The organism is Sphingomonas sp. 8AM, assembly GCF_902506455.1.
In the GTDB taxonomy this organism is placed as follows: domain Bacteria; phylum Pseudomonadota; class Alphaproteobacteria; order Sphingomonadales; family Sphingomonadaceae; genus Sphingomonas.
On record NZ_LR733844.1, the window covers coordinates 391,811 to 407,522 of the forward strand.

General features: G+C 67.4%; 13 protein-coding genes. 7 read left to right on the top strand and 6 right to left on the bottom strand.

Annotated features, from left to right (window positions below; all coding sequences use genetic code 11):
* Window positions 1-63 precede the first annotated feature (63 nt).
* Genes BACI71_RS01950 through BACI71_RS01960 form a run of 3 tightly spaced genes read right to left on the bottom strand, consistent with a single transcriptional unit; the run spans window position 64 to window position 3,388 of the window.
* A complete protein-coding gene (locus BACI71_RS01950) occupies window positions 64-1,371 on the bottom strand; it encodes a mechanosensitive ion channel family protein (protein WP_236552773.1) in 1,308 nt (435 codons plus the stop codon).
* A complete protein-coding gene (metC, locus tag BACI71_RS01955; protein ID WP_159754350.1) occupies window positions 1,350-2,543 on the bottom strand; it encodes a cystathionine beta-lyase in 1,194 nt (397 codons plus the stop codon). The genes BACI71_RS01950 and metC overlap by 22 nt, the downstream gene beginning before the upstream one ends.
* Window positions 2,540-3,388 carry a sulfurtransferase gene (locus tag BACI71_RS01960; protein WP_159754353.1) on the bottom strand — a complete coding sequence of 283 codons (849 nt, stop codon included), beginning with the start codon at window positions 3,386-3,388 and terminating at the stop codon, window positions 2,540-2,542. Before BACI71_RS01960 ends, metC begins: the two co-directional genes overlap by 4 nt.
* A gap of 75 nt (window positions 3,389-3,463) precedes the next feature.
* Between BACI71_RS01960 and queF the strand changes: the two genes are divergently transcribed.
* The 3 genes from queF (at window position 3,464) to BACI71_RS01975 (ending at window position 7,636) form a co-directional block, all read left to right on the top strand.
* Window positions 3,464-3,910 (top strand): preQ(1) synthase, encoded by a 447-nt coding sequence (gene queF / locus BACI71_RS01965; protein ID WP_159754356.1) that lies wholly within the window; start codon window positions 3,464-3,466, stop codon window positions 3,908-3,910.
* A gap of 125 nt (window positions 3,911-4,035) precedes the next feature.
* Window positions 4,036-6,309 (top strand): glycosyltransferase family 4 protein, encoded by a 2,274-nt coding sequence (locus BACI71_RS01970; protein WP_159754359.1) that lies wholly within the window; start codon window positions 4,036-4,038, stop codon window positions 6,307-6,309.
* 46 nt (window positions 6,310-6,355) lie between these two features.
* Window positions 6,356-7,636, top strand: a complete 1,281-nt coding sequence (locus BACI71_RS01975; protein WP_159754362.1) for a glycoside hydrolase family 130 protein — start codon at window positions 6,356-6,358, stop codon at window positions 7,634-7,636.
* A 223-nt stretch (window positions 7,637-7,859) separates the two neighbouring features.
* On the opposite strand, the gene topA is transcribed toward BACI71_RS01975, so the two are convergent.
* Complete coding sequence (topA, locus tag BACI71_RS01980; RefSeq protein ID WP_159754365.1) at window positions 7,860-10,427, bottom strand: type I DNA topoisomerase; 2,568 nt, start codon at window positions 10,425-10,427, stop codon at window positions 7,860-7,862.
* A 146-nt stretch (window positions 10,428-10,573) separates the two neighbouring features.
* On the opposite strand from topA, the gene BACI71_RS01985 reads away from it, so the two are divergent.
* The 3 genes from BACI71_RS01985 to BACI71_RS01995 all read left to right on the top strand — a co-directional run bounded on the left by BACI71_RS01985 (window position 10,574) and on the right by BACI71_RS01995 (window position 13,146).
* On the top strand, window positions 10,574-11,068 hold the full coding sequence (locus BACI71_RS01985) for a shikimate kinase (RefSeq protein ID WP_268894073.1): 495 nt from the start codon (window positions 10,574-10,576) through the stop codon (window positions 11,066-11,068).
* Complete coding sequence (aroB, locus tag BACI71_RS01990; RefSeq protein ID WP_159754368.1) at window positions 11,065-12,165, top strand: 3-dehydroquinate synthase; 1,101 nt, start codon at window positions 11,065-11,067, stop codon at window positions 12,163-12,165. Before BACI71_RS01985 ends, aroB begins: the two co-directional genes overlap by 4 nt.
* Window positions 12,166-12,321: 156 nt before the next feature.
* Complete coding sequence (locus BACI71_RS01995; RefSeq protein ID WP_159754371.1) at window positions 12,322-13,146, top strand: alpha/beta fold hydrolase; 825 nt, start codon at window positions 12,322-12,324, stop codon at window positions 13,144-13,146.
* A gap of 250 nt (window positions 13,147-13,396) precedes the next feature.
* Here BACI71_RS01995 and BACI71_RS02000 read toward each other — a convergent pair whose 3' ends face one another.
* Both BACI71_RS02000 and eno read right to left on the bottom strand, forming a co-directional pair.
* Window positions 13,397-13,711 (bottom strand): FtsB family cell division protein, encoded by a 315-nt coding sequence (locus tag BACI71_RS02000; RefSeq protein WP_159754374.1) that lies wholly within the window; start codon window positions 13,709-13,711, stop codon window positions 13,397-13,399.
* A 45-nt stretch (window positions 13,712-13,756) separates the two neighbouring features.
* Entirely contained in the window at window positions 13,757-15,037 is a 1,281-nt protein-coding gene (gene eno, locus BACI71_RS02005) for a phosphopyruvate hydratase (protein ID WP_159754377.1), read from the bottom strand.
* Between the two features lie 134 nt (window positions 15,038-15,171).
* Between eno and BACI71_RS02010 the strand changes: the two genes are divergently transcribed.
* Entirely contained in the window at window positions 15,172-15,708 is a 537-nt protein-coding gene (locus BACI71_RS02010; protein ID WP_159754380.1) for a hypothetical protein, read from the top strand.
* Window positions 15,709-15,712 lie beyond the last annotated feature (4 nt).

Below are 15,712 nucleotides of genomic sequence, written 5' to 3' on the forward strand. Positions count from 1 at the left end.
CCCTGCCTGCGCAGGGACGACGGTGTCCGTCTCGTCGGTGGCGAAGGAGCAGCGGGGCCCGGATCAGGTTCGGGGCGGCGGATCGGCCGGCGTCTCGCCGCCGGGCCAACTCCGCACGTAGATGTCGCGTTGCGCAAACGGCATGCCGATCCCGGCATCGCGGAACATCACCCACAGACGGTTGAGCACGTCCGACCGGACGTTACCGACCCCGCTCTCCGGATCGCTGATCCACGCCAGAATCTCATGCTCGGCGCCATCGGTGCCGAACGCGGTCAGCCACACGTTCGGCCGCGGCGAATCGAGCACACGCGGCGACTCGCGTGCGGCACGCAGCATCAGCCCCTGCGCCGCCTTCAGGTCGCAATCATAGGGGACGCGCACCGGGATGCGGACGCGGACGTTGCGGTCGGTGTAGGACCAGTTCTCGACCTCGCGGGTCATCAGATCCTCGTTCGGGATCAGATGTTCCTTGCCGTCGCGGGTCACCACCGACACAGCGCGGACGCCGATCTTGTTGACCCAGCCGAAGCTGGTGCCGACCGCGATCACGTCGCCGGGCTTGATCGAGCGGTCGAGCAGCAGGATGATCCCGGCGATCAGATTGCCGATCGTCTTCTGCATGCCGAAGCCGACCGCGAGCCCGAACGCGCCCGAGAAGACCGCGAAGGCGGTGAGATCGATCCCGAGCAGGTCGATCCCGAACAGGAAGGCAAAGACCACGACGACGATCCCGGCGATCTTCTGCGCCAGCACCTTCTGCGTCGGGTCGAGCGCGCGGGCATGCGCGATGGTATGCGCGGTCAGGCGGTTGGCGACGCGCACCGCCGCCATCAGCGCGACGACGATGACCAGGAACTCGATCAGCGAGAGCAGCGACAGGCGGCGGCTGCCGACCCGCACCCCGATCGCGTCGAGCGTGGTGGTGATCGGCTCCAGCCCGCCGACCGCGTGGCTGAACAAAGCGGTGAACACGACCAGCTCGACGACATAGGCCGCCCAGCGCGGGATGCCGACGCCGCGCATCAGCTGGTGCGCGGTCAGCGTGCCCGCCGCGGCCATCGCGAAACCGATCGCGGCGGCGGGTAACGGTCCCCACGGCCACACCGCATAGGCCAAGGTCAGCAGCAGCGCGGCGGTGCCGTGGCGGATGATCGTCGCGACGCGCGGCCCGAGCCCCTCGACCTGCGCGCCGACGCGGTCGCGCCACCATGCCGCGGCGCGCGTGCCCACGCTGCGTTGCGCGAGCACGCCGAGCGCGAGCGCGACGAGCACCAGCGCGCCGCCCGCGGCCAGCTCGATCAGGTCGGCCTGCGCCGGCACCATCGCCAGCAACGAGCCGAAATCGGTCACGCCTGCGCTGCGCGCCACGCCGCCAGCCCGCGTTCGAGGTCGGCGATCAGGTCGTCGGGGTCTTCGAGCCCGATCTGCAACCGCACCAGCGGGCCGGCGAAGTCGGGGGTGGTGGCGGTGCGGTGGCGCTGCGGATCGATCGGGACAGCGAGGCTCTCGAACCCGCCCCAGCTATAGCCGATCCCGAACAGGTCGAGGGTGTCGATCAACGCGCAGCGCGCCGCATCGCCGCCGCCCGCCAGCACGAACGCGAACAGCCCCGCCGCGCCCTTGAAGTCGCGCTGCCAGATGGCGTGGCCGGGGCAGGAGGGAAGCGCGGGGTGGAGGACGCGTGCCACTTCGGGGCGTGCCACCAGCCACTCGGCGATCCGCAGCGCGCTCGCCTCGTGCCGCTCCAGCCGCACCCCCATCGTGCGCAGGCCTCGGCCGGCGAGATAGGCGTCGTCGGCGCTCACCACCTGCCCGAGCTGGAAGCTGGTGTCGCGCAACGCGGCGAACCGCCCCGGCCCGGCGGTGACCGAGCCCATCATCACGTCGGAATGGCCGCCGATGTATTTGGTGCAGGCGAGGATCGAATAATCGACGCCGAGTTCGACCACCGGAAAGAGCAACGGCGTCGCCCAGGTATTGTCGATCACGGTCGCCACTCCGCGCGCCTTCGCGGCGGCGACGATCGCGGGGACGTCCTGCACCTCGAAGGTCAGGCTGCCGGGGCTCTCCATGAAGATCACGCGCGTGCGCTCGCCAATCAGCCCGGCGATGCCGGCGCCGATCAGCGGATCGTAATAGCGAGTCGTCACTCCCATGCGGGCGAGGAGCTTGTCGGCGAGCGCGCGGGTCGGGTCATAGGCGCTGTCGACCAGCAGCATTTCGTCGCCGGGCGACAACAGCGTCAGCAGACACGCCGACACCGCCGCGACGCCGGACGGATAGAGGAACGTGCCCTCGGCGCCGGGCTCCAGCTCGGTCAGCGCGTCGGCGAGGCTCCATTGCGTCGGCGTGCCGCGGCGGCCGTAGAACAGCCGGTGGTGGGTATCGCGCGCGCCGGTCGCGCGCAGGTGCGCGACATCGTCGTAGAGGATCGTCGAGGCACGCCACACGGGCGTGTTGACCACGCCGGCGGTCCATTCCTTGCGGCGTCCGCCCGTGACCAGCCGTGTTGCCGGTCGAATATCGTCACGCGCGCTCATGCGTCCCCCGTCGCCTTGGGCGTGGCGGGATCGCCGCCCCATTCGGTCCAGCTGCCATCGTAGACCGCCGCGTCGCGCCCGAGCAGGTGCGCGCCGAACGCGAGCACGCTGGCGGTAATGCCCGAGCCACAGGTCATTGCCAGCGGACGGTCGAGATCGACGCCCGCTGCGGTGAAGGCGGCGGCGAGCGCGTCACCCTGCTTCCACGTACCATCGGCGTTGAAGAGCTGCGGATACGGCAGGTTGCGCGAGCCGGGAATGTGGCCCGGTGCGACGCCGGGGCGCGGATCGGCCTCTGCGCCGGAGAAGCGTGCCGCCGAGCGGGCATCGACGATCTGCGTGGCGCCGCCCTGCTGGATCGCGCGCATCGCGGCGAGATCGAGAAGGCCGATCCCCGATGTGGGCCGGTCGACCGTCGTCGGCGCGACCAGCGTTGCGCCTTGCTCCAGCGGACGCTCCTCCGCCTTCCACTTCGCCAGCCCGCCGTCGAGCAGCGCGACGTCGGTGAAGCTGAACGCGCGCAGCATCACCCACGCGCGGGCGGCAGTCCGGTGCGGGGCGTCGTCATAGAGCACGATCCGTGCGTCGGCCCGCAGCCCCAGCGGTCCCGCCTGCGCCGCGAAATGCGTGGCGTCCGGCATGGTCGACGGCAGCGGCGCGTCCGGCGCGTTGAAGCCGGCGAGATCCATGAAGGTCGCGCCCGGTATATGTCCGGTGGCGAAATCGGCGGCGGCGTCGCGCGGCGCTTCGCCGGGCAGGCCGACGTGATAGCTCGCATCGAGGATGAGCAGCCCCGGCGCGGCCGGGTGCGCGGCGAGCCATTCGGTGGAGACGAGAGCGGTCATGGCCTTCTCCATAGCGCCAGCGCGACGGCTTGGAACAGGTCGCAATTACCCACGTCGCGTCTTATGTGCGCGCACATGACCCCGATGCATCTTGGCCAGGCCAGCACATTGCCCGCTTCCCCGGACGAAGCGGTGCTCGATTACGTCCCCAATCCGCGTCCGGCGCAGACCTATCTGGTGCGTTTCACCCAGCCCGAGTTCACCTCGCTGTGCCCGGTGACCGGCCAGCCCGATTTCGCGCATCTGGTGATTGATTATGCGCCCGCCGCGACGATCGTTGAGTCCAAGTCGCTGAAGCTGTTCCTCGGCTCCTTCCGCAACCACGCCGCCTTCCATGAGGATTGCACCGTCGGGATCGGCGAGCGGCTGTTCCGGGAGATGCAGCCGCAATGGTTGCGGATCGGCGGCTATTGGTATCCGCGCGGCGGGATGCCGATCGATGTCTTCTGGCAATCGGGGGCGGCGCCGACGGGATTGTGGCTGCCGGAGCAGGGCGTCGCGCCGTATCGCGGGCGTGGATGATTGACTCGGATCAATTGGTTCGGTCATGCTGCAACGCGGAATTCGGGCAACTTTTCGTCTGAATAACGGTTCATCATTACGAACACGCGCGCATTGGGCGCCGTAGCCATCGCAAAGGTAAGGGGATGAAGCAGTCGACCGGAGCGCTGGACGTCGGGCATATCGCGCTGATCGGTAACTTCCTGCCGCGAAAGTGCGGGATCGCGACCTTCACCACCGACACCTATCAGGCGCTGCGGGCGCGCTTCCCCGACATGCAGGTCGACGTCTATGCGATGGACGACCATCCCGGCCGGTATGATTATCCCGCGGCCGTCGTCGGTGCGATCCCGCAGCACGATCGCGACGCCTATGTCGCGACGGCCCGCGCGATCGAAAACAGCGGCGCGCAGGTGCTGTGGCTCCAGCACGAATATGGCATCTTCGGCGGTGAGGCGGGTGGCCACATCCTTACGCTGCTCGACCGGGTGTCGTTGCCGTTGATCGTCACCCTCCATACCGTGCTTGAAAAGCCGAGTGCTGCCGAGCGCACGGTGCTGGAAGGGCTACTGCGCCGCGCTGCCAAGGTGATCGTGATGGCGGAGCGCGGGCGGGAGATCCTCGAGCGCGTCTATGGCGCAAACCCCAAGCAGATCGCGACGATCCCGCATGGTGTCCCTGATCGCCCGTTCGCCGAGCCCGATACGTTTAAGGCGCGCTTTGGCTGGGACGGTCGCCGCGTGATCCTGACCTTCGGGCTGCTCGCGCCGGGCAAGGGGATCGAGACGATCATCGAAGCGATGCCGTCGGTGGTCGAGCGGCACCCGGAGGCGATGTACGTCGTGCTCGGCGCGACGCATCCCAATCTGGTCGCGCATGAGGGCGAGAAGTACCGCGACTCGCTCAAGTCGCGTGCTGAAGAACTGGGAGTGGGCGCGAACGTCGCGTTCATCGATGCGTTCGTCGATCACGACGACCTGATCGATTATCTGCAGGCCGCCGACATCTACGCCACGCCGTATCTGAATCCGGCGCAGATCACGAGCGGCACGCTCAGTTATGCAGTCGGCGTCGGCAAGGCGGTGGTGTCAACGCCTTACGTCCATGCCACCGAAATCCTTGCCGATGGGCACGGCGTTCTGGTCGATTTCCGCGACCCGGCCGCGTTCGCACGCGAGATCAACGACCTGCTCGGCAGCGCGCGCAATCTCGCGCGGTTGTCGGCCCGGGCTTATGCGCGGGGCCGGACGATGATCTGGCCACGCGTCGTGGAGAAGGCAATGGACGAACTGATGGCCAGTCTGTCGACGCGGACGCAACGGCTTCCGCACCCCGGCAAGGCCGACAAACAGGTGTTGGCTCCCGATATCTCGGCCGTCGAGCGGATGAGCGATGCGACCGGGATGCTCCAGCATTCGATCTTCTCGGTTCCCGATCGCCGCCACGGCTATTGCATCGACGACAATGCGCGCGCCCTGATGCTGATGAGCGCGATCGACGATCTCGATGCCGAGACGCGCGACAAGTGGATGACCATCTATGCGTCGTTCGTGCAGTTTGCGTGGAACCCGGATGCACGGCGCTTCCGCAATTTCATGAACTTCGACCGGACGTGGTGCGAGGACGTCGGGTCCGAGGACTCGAACGGCCGTGCGCTCTGGGCGCTGGGAGTCACGGCGCGCGACGCGCATGAGCCAAAGCACCGCGACTGGGCGACCGCGATGTTCGACAACACCGCGAGTCTTGCACTCGACCTCGGCAGTCCGCGCGCGCAGGCGTTCGCGATGCTCGGCGCGGCGGCGATGCTTGAGGCATCGCCGGGGCATGAGATGGCGCTGCAGATTCTGCGCCGCTTCCCTGACGAGCATCTCGCTTTGCTCGACGCCGCGCGGCGGCCGGAATGGTGCTGGTTCGAGATCGTGCTTGCCTATGACAATGCGCGGCTCCCGGAGGCGATGTTGCGCGCCGGGCTGGCGCTCAACCGTGCCGATCTGATTGCGTGCGGGCTCGATACGCTCGACTGGATCGTCGGGCGCCAGACCGCACCGGAGGGGCATTTCCGGGCGGTCGGCTCGGAAAGCTTCGGTCGCGCCTATGAAGATCCCTTGCCTTTCGACCAGCAGCCGCTGGAGGCGCAGGCGACAATCGACGCGTGCGCCGCAGCGTTCGACGCGACGGGCGACGCACGTTGGTATGACGAGGCGAAGCGCGCATACGACTGGTATCTGGGGGTCAACGACCTCGACCTGCCGCTGGCTACGCAGCGCGATGGCGGCTGTTTCGACGGGCTGATGCCAACCGGGCTGAACCGCAACCAGGGCGCGGAATCCATTCTTGCGCTACAAATGGCGTCCTGCGCGATTTCGGGGCTTTCAAAGCGCGTCGGAAAAGTGGCAGGGACGGTGCGCGTCTCCGCCTAACGGCGGCGACGTTCGCGTTCGACGTCCCTAAAGACGAGGCTGGTCCTTGGAGCTGTTCAACCACCGGCTGCGTTTGCATGCCGATCCGTCGCGCGTCGTGGTGCGCCCCTTTCACATCGGCTGGATTGCCAATGCCAATGGCGTCAGTCGCTCGCAGCGGTTGATCAGCGAGGTCATGGACATGTCGCCGCAGGAGGCGCGTGACCAGCTCGATCTGGTGCTGAAGGATTTCGAGGCGCGCCACTGGCAGACGCGTCGCGTCTTCATGACCCGTTACGACGAGATCGCGGCGGCGCATGACCTCGACGGCAGCCGTATCTCGGACGAGAAGCGACAGCTGATCGGTGCGTATTTCTGTCACGAATACAGCTATGCCGCCGCTGCGCTGATGAATCCCAGTGCGGTGCCGCATCCTGACCAGACGGGCATGGAGGATGGCGCACAGCGGATCGTCATGTCGCTGCGCGCGGTGGGCGAGGGGCATATCTCCTCGGTCGCGTTCCGCGAGGGGATCATCACCAGCAACAACGAGCTGAAGCTGGCGCCCGAACCGCCGTTCGCGACCGCAACCGATGCGACCGGCACCGACGAGGAAGCGCCGCCGAGCGGGCCGGTGACGGTCTATCGCCATCGCGACAGCACCTTGTCAGGCACGGTGATCTTTCCGATCACCGATGCGCAGTCGAAGGGGCTGGAGGATCTGCGACTCGTGCATTTTACGCACGACGACGGGACGCAGGAATGGCTGGGGACGTACACCGCCTATAATGGCGCGACGATCCAGTCCGAACTGCTCCGCACGCGCGATTTCCGTGCGTTCGATCTGATCCCGATGAGCGGCAGCGCGGCGCGCAACAAGGGCATCGCGCTGTTCCCGCGCAAGGTCGGTGGGGAGTATCTGTCGATCGGGCGACAGGATGGCGAGAACCTCTATCTGCTGCGCACCGATAATCTGACGCATTGGGATGACGGCGAGCTGATCCTCAAGCCGGTGTTTCCGTGGGAGTTCGTCCAGATCGGCAATTGTGGGCCGCCGATCGAGATTGACGAGGGCTGGCTGTTGCTGACGCATGGCGTCGGCGCGATGCGGAAGTATTCGATCGGCGCGGCCTTGCTCGACAAGGAAAATCCGGCGCGCGTCATCGGGCGCACGCGCTCGCCGATCCTCGCGGCGGCGGATCAGGACCGTGAGGGCTACGTGCCCAACGTGGTCTACACGTGCGGCGCGATGAAGCATGGCGACAAGCTGTTCATGCCGTACGGAATTGCCGACAGTTCGGTCGGGTTTGCGTTCGTGTCGATCAAGGAATTGCTGGGCAAGATGTGACCGGTCGCAGCCGCGGCCACGCCCGCGGCGGTGCGGGACCCGTGGGCCGCGCAGTGACCGGTCCGGCCGGCGGGTCGGCATTGCCAATCCCGTCCTACGTTAGGCCGGCGGCTTTTGGGCTGTCCGTCATTGCGAGCGTAGCGAAGCGATCCAGTGATGGCCCAGGACGCCCTGGATTGCTTCGCTACGCTCGCAATGACGGTTTTGGGTAACGGCTTGCCGGTTACGCCTTTGCCGCGGTCTTCTTGGCCGGTGCCTTCTTCGCGGCGAGCTTTTTCTCGGCCGCGGGCTTCTTCGCCGCAGCCTTCTTCACCGGCGCCTTCTTCTTCGGCTTCGCTGGTGCCGCCGCCGCGCGGTCGTCGATCAGTTGTGCGGCTTCCTCCAGCGTCAGCTGGTCCGGCGCGATCGTCTTGGGGAGCGTCGCGTTGGTCGTGCCGTCAGTGACATAGGCGCCGTAGCGACCCTCCATCAGCTTCAGCTCCGCCTCGGTACGCGGATGCGCGCCGAGCACCTTGAGCGGCGCGCGGGCCGCACCGCGCGCCGGGCGACCGCCGCCCGCCGCCGCTTCGGCGAGCTTGACCACCGCGGCGTTCATGCCGGTCTCGAACACCTCCGATGTTGACGAAAGTCGCGCATATTTGCCGTCGTGCACGAGGTACGGCCCATAGCGGCCGATGGCGGCATTGATGGGGAGACCCGTCTCCGGATGTTGCCCGATGGTGCGCGGAAGGTTCAACAAACGCAGCGCCATCTCAAGGTCGAGTTCGCCGATGTCCTTTGGAATGGAGGCGCGCTTCGCCTCCTTGCCCTCGCCGAGCTGGATGTACGGGCCGAACCGCCCGCTCTTGCGCTCGACCGGCAGCCCGGTCTCGGGATCCTGCCCGAGCGTCTCCGGCCCGGCATCCTCCGCCGCCGCATCGCCGCCCTGCGCGAAGCGACGCGTGAACTTGCACTCCGGGTAGTTGCTGCACGCGATGAACGCGCCGAACTTGCCGCCGCGGAGCGCGAGCTGCCCGGCATGGCACGCCGGGCACAGCCGCGGATCGCTGCCATCGGCCTTTTCGGGGAACAGGTATGGTGCAAGGAACTGGTCAAGCGCGGCGGTGACCTCGCTCGGCTTCTGCTCCATCACCTCGGCGGTGCGCGGCTTGAAGTCGCGCCAGAACGCCTCGAGCACCGCCTGCCATTGCGCACGGCCGCCGGACACGTCGTCCAGCTCCTCTTCCAGCTCCGCGGTGAAGTCGAAGCCGACATATTTCTCGAAGTAGCGTTCGAGGAACGCCGTCACCAGCCGCCCGCTCTCCTCGGCGAAGAAGCGGTTCTTCTCGACACGCACATAGGCGCGGTCCTTCAGCGTCTTGATGATCGAGGCATAGGTCGACGGGCGACCGATCCCCAGTTCTTCCATCCGCTTGACCAGTGACGCCTCTGAGAAGCGCGGCGGCGGCTGGGTGAAATGCTGCTCGGCGAGCACATCCTTCTTCGCCGGGCTGTCGCCCTCGCGCATCCGCGGCAGACGCTTGGCATCCTCGTCTTGCGAGTCGTCCTGGCCTTCCTCGTAGAGCGCGAGATAGCCGGGGAAGAGCACGACCTGACCGGTGGCGCGCAGCATGTTGCGGCCGGTGCCGTCGGCCAGTTCGATCGTGGTGCGCTCCATCCGCGCCGACGCCATCTGCGACGCGAGCGCGCGCTTCCAGACAAGCTCGTACAGCCGTGCATGGTCGCCCGAGCCGACGCGGTCCTTCGTAAAGTCGGTCGGGCGGATCGCCTCGTGCGCTTCCTGCGCGTTCTTGGCCTTGGTCTGGTACTGGCGCGGCTTGTCGGGTACGTAGCCGCCGTCGTAGCGGTCGGCAATCGCGGCGCGCGCGGCGGAGATGGCGCTGCCGTCCATCTGCACGCCGTCGGTACGCATGTAGGTGATCGCGCCGTCCTCGTAGAGCTGCTGCGCGATCCGCATCGTGTGATCGGCGGAGAAGCCGAGCTTGCGCGCCGCCTCCTGCTGGAGCGTCGAGGTGGTGAAGGGCGGCGGCGGGTTGCGCGTCGCCGGCTTGGTCTCGACCGACTGGACCGAGAAATTGCCGGCCTCGACGTCCGCTTTCGCCTTGAGCGCGTCGCCCTCGTTGCCGATCGACAGGCGGTCGAGCTTCTTGCCCTGCCATTGCACCAGCCGCGCGGCGAACGGCGTGCCGTCCTGCTCAAGCTGCGCGATCACCGACCAATATTCCTGCGAACGGAACGCCTCGATCTCGCGCTCGCGATCGACGATCAGGCGCAGCGCGACCGACTGGACACGCCCCGCCGATTTGGCGCCGGGCAGCTTGCGCCACAGCACCGGCGAGAGCGTGAAGCCGACCAGATAGTCGAGCGCGCGGCGGGCGCGATACGCGTCGATCAGGTCGGTATCCAGCTCGCGCGGCGCCTGCATCGCCTGCGTCACCGCCTGTTTGGTGATCGCGTTGAAGGTGACGCGCTGGACGTCCTTCGGCAGCGCCTTGCGCTTGGCCAGCACCTCCTGAACGTGCCACGAAATCGCCTCGCCCTCGCGATCGGGATCGGTGGCGAGGATCAGACGGTCGGCGGTCTTGGCGAGATCGGCGATCGCCTTGAGCTGCTTGGTCTTGTCGGCGTAGTTTTCCCATTCCATCGCAAACCCCTCGTCGGGGTTCACCGAACCGTCGCGCGGCGGCAGGTCGCGGACGTGGCCGTAGCTGGCGAGGACGCGATAGTCCGAGCCGAGATACTTCTCGATGGTTTTGGCCTTGGCGGGCGATTCGACGATGACGAGCTGCATTGTTGCCTAACTAGGGAGCCTCACACGTACGTGCGAGGGTGAAGGGGAGCGGCGGGGGGCGTCAAGGGGTATAAGAGACAGGGCAAAGCCCGCCCGTCCCGTCCCGCCGCCCGTCGCGCCGTCCGCCCCGCTGGACCGGCCGCCCGATTGTGCTGGTCGGATTGATGGGCGCGGGGAAATCGACGGTCGGCCGCCGGCTCGCGCTGCGGCTGGCGCTGCCGTTCGTCGATGCCGATACCGAGATCGAGGCCGCGGCCGGCATGTCGATCGCCGATATCTTCGCGCAATTCGGCGAAGATTATTTTCGCGATGGCGAGCGCCGCGTGATCCAGCGGCTGATCGACGGCCGACCCAAGGTGATCGCGACCGGCGGCGGTGCGTTCGTCAATGACGAGACCCGCGCGCTGATCCTGTCCGACGCGCTGGCGATCTGGCTCGACGCGCCGGTCGAGGTGTTGGCAGAGCGCGTCAAGCGCCGCGACACCCGCCCACTGCTTCGCGGCAAGGACCCCGCGACCGTGCTGCGCGAGCTGGCGGCGGTCCGTAACCCGCTCTACGCGCTCGCGCATCTGCGCATCCCCAGCGCCAATACCCCGCACGACGTGACGGTGCGCGCGATCATGGAGGCCCTGAGCAAATGACGACCGTGAACGTGGCGCTCGGCGACCGCAGCTATGACGTGCGGATCGAGCCGGGGCTGCTGGCGCGCGCAGGCGAGGCGCTCGCGCCGATCGTCGGTACGCGCCCGGTGGTGATCGTCGCCGACGCCAACGTCGTTCCGCATCTCGCCACGTTGACCGCTGCACTCGACGCCGCCGGCATCCGGCACGCCGAGATCGTGCTGCCCGCCGGCGAAGGTTCGAAGAGCTGGGCGACGCTGGAGCGGCTCACCGACGAATTGCTCGCGCTCGGCGTCGAGCGCGGCGATCATGTGGTGGCGCTCGGCGGCGGGGTGATCGGCGATCTGGTCGGCTTCGCGACCGCGATCCTCAAGCGCGGCTGCGGCTTCGTGCAGATCCCCACCACGCTGCTCTCGCAGGTCGATTCGTCGGTCGGCGGCAAGACCGGGATCAACGCCCGCGCCGGCAAGAATATGATCGGCGCCTTCCATCAGCCCAAGGTCGTGCTGATTGACCCCGACGTGCTCGACACCCTGCCCGCACGGCAGGTGCGCGCCGGCTATGCCGAGGTCGTCAAATACGGCCTGATCGACGATGCCGGTTTCTTCGCGTGGTGCGAGGCGAACGGCGCGGCGCTGCTGGCAGGCGACCCGGACGCGCGCGTCCATGCGATCGCCCACGCGGTGGCCGCCAAGGCGCGGATCGTCGGCGAGGACGAGTTCGAGACCAGCGGCCGCCGCGCGCTGCTCAACCTCGGCCACACCTTCGGCCATGCGCTGGAAGCAGAGGCAGGCTTCTCCGACCGGCTGTTCCACGGCGAGGCGGTCGCTGCGGGCTGCGGCCTGGCCTTCGCCTTCTCCGCCGCGACCGGGCGGTGTTCTGCAGACGACGCCGATCGCGTCGCGGCGCACTGGCGCGACAGCGGCCTGCCCGACGGCCTCGCCGCCTCGGGCATCACCGCCCCGCCCGCGCGGCTGGTCGAGCATATGCGCCACGACAAGAAAATGGCGGCGGGTACTTTGCCCTTCCTGCTCGCGCACGGCATCGGACAGACCTACCTCGACAAGACGGTGGCACTGGACGAGGTCGAGGCGTTCCTCGGCGAACCGGGGCGGTAATAGGTCAGCGCCCAACCCTGCATCGTCATTGCGAGCGCAGCGAAGCAATCTAGGGCAGCGGGCGGAACACTGGATTGCTTCGCGGCGCTCGCAATGACGTACCGCGGAACGCCACCACAAACCGCCCGTTACGGCTGCTCTGCCAAGGAGAGCCACATGCCGTATGTGAAGACGCGCGACGGGACCGACATCTACGTCAAGGATTGGGGCGAGGGTCGCCCGGTCGTCCTCATCCACGGCTGGCCGCTGTCCTCGGACAGCTGGGACCCGCAGATGAAGGCGCTCGCCGACGCCGGCTTCCGCGCGATCGCCTATGACCGCCGCGGCTTCGGCCGCTCGGGCCAGCCGTGGTCGGGCTATGACTATGACACGCTGACCGACGACCTCAACGACGTGCTGGAAGCCGCCGGCGCGACGCAGGACGTCACGCTCGTCGGCTTCTCGATGGGCGGCGGCGAGGTCGCGCGCTACCAGAGCCGCTACGACGGCAAGGGCGTGATTTCGGCGGCGCTGATCAGCTCGGTCGTCCCGTACATGCTCAAGACCGACGACAACCCCGACGGCGTACCCGAAGAGACGCTGCAACAGATCGCCGACGGCATCCTGAAGGACCGGCCGAACTTCTTCCGCACCTTCTTCAAGGACTTCTTCGGTGTCGGCTACGTCACCAGCCCGGTCAGCGAAGCGGTGCTCGACTGGGCGCAGGGACTGGCGATGCAGGCCGGGCTGCAACCGACGCTGAAATGCGCCAAGAGCTTCGGCCATACCGATTTCCGCCCCGACCTGCCCGCCTTCCGCGTGCCGACACTGGTGCTGCACGGCACCGCCGACAAGACCGTCCCGATCGACACCAGCGGCCGCGCCGCGGCGGCCGGGATCGCGAAAGCGCAATTGGTGGAATATGATGGCGCGCCGCACGGGCTGTTCGCGACGGAAAGCGACCGGCTGACCGAGGACCTGCTGACGTTCCTCGGAAGGTAAGCTCGTCATCCCGGACTTCATCCGGGATCCCGCTTCATCCGTCACTGGCGGAAAGCAGGCGGGGTCCCGGATCAAGTCCGGGACGACGAATTGGGCGGATCGTCTTCGATCCCGACAGGAACAACCAACCTTCGTCATTGCGAGCGCAGCGAAGCAATCCAGGGCCGGATCAGGACGCCCTGGATTGCCGCGCTACGCTCGCAATGACGGAGAAGCTTTCGTCTACGATCGATCTATCGATCGAGAACCCTCACTTCAAAGGAACGATCACCTCGTCCGGGTGCGCGACGTTCAGCTCCTTGCGCACCAGCTCGTCGACCATGTCCGGGTTCGCGTGGCGCGGGTCGAGCAGCGTCACGCGGTTCTGCAACATCGCCCGCCGCTGATCGAGCGCCGCATATTGCCTCTCACGCGCCACCAGCTGCCGCTTGTAATCGCCCAGCGCGATCAGTCCGTTCGGCCCCAGCACCGCATAGGCGCCGAAGAACACCATCACCGCCACCGCGAGGGCGGGGACGGCGGCACGCCGGAGCGTTTGCGAGAGGCGGTTGGACGGGCGAGGCATAACGCCAGCGATTCTCGCGAGTCGCCTCGCCCTTTGCAAGCCCTATCAGCGGTTCCGCAACACGTCCCGGCCCGCATAGCGCGACATCGTGCCCAATTCTTCCTCGATCCGGATCAGCTGGTTGTACTTGGCCAACCGGTCCGACCGGGCGAGGCTGCCGGTCTTGATCTGCCCGCAATTGGTCGCAACCGCCAGATCGGCGATCGTCGAATCCTCGGTCTCGCCCGAACGGTGCGACATCACGGCGGTATAGCCGGCGCGCTCGGCGACGCGGATTGCCTCCAGCGTTTCCGACAGCGTGCCGATCTGGTTGACCTTCACCAGCAGCGAATTGGCGAGCCCCTGTCCGATGCCGTCGCGCAGCCGCGTCGGGTTGGTGACGAACAGATCGTCGCCGACGAGCTGCACCTTCTTGCCGATCGCGTCGGTCAGCGCCTTCCAGCCCTCGAAATCGTCCTCGGCCATACCGTCCTCGATCGAGAAGATCGGATAGCGCGCGGCAAGATCGGCGAGATATTCGGCCATCGCGCCCGGCTCGAGCGTCAGGTTCTCGCCCGAGATGACGTATTTGCCGTCCTTGAAGAATTCGGTCGCCGCGCAGTCGAGCGCCAGCATCACGTCGTCGCCCGGCGTGTAGCCCGCGCGCTCGATCGAGGTCATGATGAAGTCCAGCGCGTCGGTGGTGCTGGCAAGGTTCGGCGCGAACCCGCCCTCGTCGCCGACCGCGGTCGCCAGCCCCTTCTCGCTCAGCCCCTTCTTGAGCGTATGGAAGATCTCCGAGCCGCAGCGCACCGCCTCGGCCAGCGACTCCGCGCCGACCGGCACGATCATGAATTCCTGGAAGTCGATCGGGTTGTCGGCATGCTCGCCGCCGTTAATGATGTTCATCATCGGCACGGGCAGCACATGCGCCGCGACGCCGCCGACATAGCGGTACAGCGGCACTCCGCGCGCATCCGCCGCCGCCTTCGCCACCGCCAGGCTCACGCCGAGGATCGCGTTCGCCCCCAGCCGGCCCTTGTTCTCGGTGCCGTCCAGCTCGATCATCGTCTGGTCGATCTCGAGCTGATCCTCGGCGTCCAGCCCGATGATCGCGTCGGCCAGCTCGTCGTTGACCGCTTCGACCGCACCGTCGACGCCCTTCCCGCCCCAGCGTGCCTTGTCGCCATCGCGCCGCTCGACCGCCTCGTGCGCGCCGGTCGATGCGCCCGACGGAACCGCCGCGCGACCGAAGCTGCCATCGTCGAGCAGGACGTCGACCTCGACGGTCGGATTGCCGCGGCTGTCGATGATCTGGCGTCCGTGCAGGTCGATGATTGCGGTCACGAAACGATCCTCCTATTTTCTGCCGTAGCGGCAGGACATCGCGCCTCCTAGCGGGCGCCCGGCGATGCTGCAACGCGATGGAACCGGCGGCCCGGCCACCGGGTTGTTGAACTTCGACCAGGGAAGGATGAATCATGGCCGACGAGCAGGATCGCGACACGCTCCAGCATTCCACACCGGCGGACGCTGCACCGCCACCCGCCGACGCGTCATTCACGCCGGCCGAGCCGCTGAAGGATGCCGGCGTCGACTTCACGCCGGAAGACACGACTACTGCCGGCAGCGGCAGCACGCTGGCCGACGCCAAGCAGTCGGTGCGCGACCATGTCGCCAAGGGCCGCGAACAGGCTGCCGACAAGGCGCGCGGCTTCGCCGAGGACGGCAAGGCCAGGGCGACCGACGCGCTGACGCAGCTCTCGCAAATGCTGACCGACGCTGCCGGGCAGGTCGATGAGAAGCTCGGCGGACAATATGGGCAATATGCCCGCTCCGCCGCGGATCGTGTGCAGGGCTTCTCCAGCGCAATCGACCAGAAGAGCGTCGACGATCTTCTCGACGATGCGCGTGAGTTGGTCCGCAAGAGCCCCGAACTGGCGGTCGGGCTCGCAGCCGGCGTCGGCTTCGTGCTGGCGCGGCTGATCGGGTCCGCCGTCGACCAGCGCGATGCCTGACCCA

What these genes read in the sequence shown, in the direction of transcription:
- metC (WP_159754350.1), bottom strand. Translation starts at nt 2,543, where the DNA reads ATGAGCGCGCGTGACGATATTCGACCGGCAACACGGCTGGTCACGGGC.
- BACI71_RS01960 (WP_159754353.1), bottom strand. Translation starts at nt 3,388, where the DNA reads ATGACCGCTCTCGTCTCCACCGAATGGCTCGCCGCGCACCCGGCCGCG.
- queF (WP_159754356.1), top strand. Translation starts at nt 3,464, where the DNA reads ATGACCCCGATGCATCTTGGCCAGGCCAGCACATTGCCCGCTTCCCCG.
- BACI71_RS01970 (WP_159754359.1), top strand. Translation starts at nt 4,036, where the DNA reads ATGAAGCAGTCGACCGGAGCGCTGGACGTCGGGCATATCGCGCTGATC.
- topA (WP_159754365.1), bottom strand. Translation starts at nt 10,427, where the DNA reads ATGCAGCTCGTCATCGTCGAATCGCCCGCCAAGGCCAAAACCATCGAG.
- aroB (WP_159754368.1), top strand. Translation starts at nt 11,065, where the DNA reads ATGACGACCGTGAACGTGGCGCTCGGCGACCGCAGCTATGACGTGCGG.
- BACI71_RS01995 (WP_159754371.1), top strand. Translation starts at nt 12,322, where the DNA reads ATGCCGTATGTGAAGACGCGCGACGGGACCGACATCTACGTCAAGGAT.
- BACI71_RS02000 (WP_159754374.1), bottom strand. Translation starts at nt 13,711, where the DNA reads ATGCCTCGCCCGTCCAACCGCCTCTCGCAAACGCTCCGGCGTGCCGCC.
- BACI71_RS02010 (WP_159754380.1), top strand. Translation starts at nt 15,172, where the DNA reads ATGGCCGACGAGCAGGATCGCGACACGCTCCAGCATTCCACACCGGCG.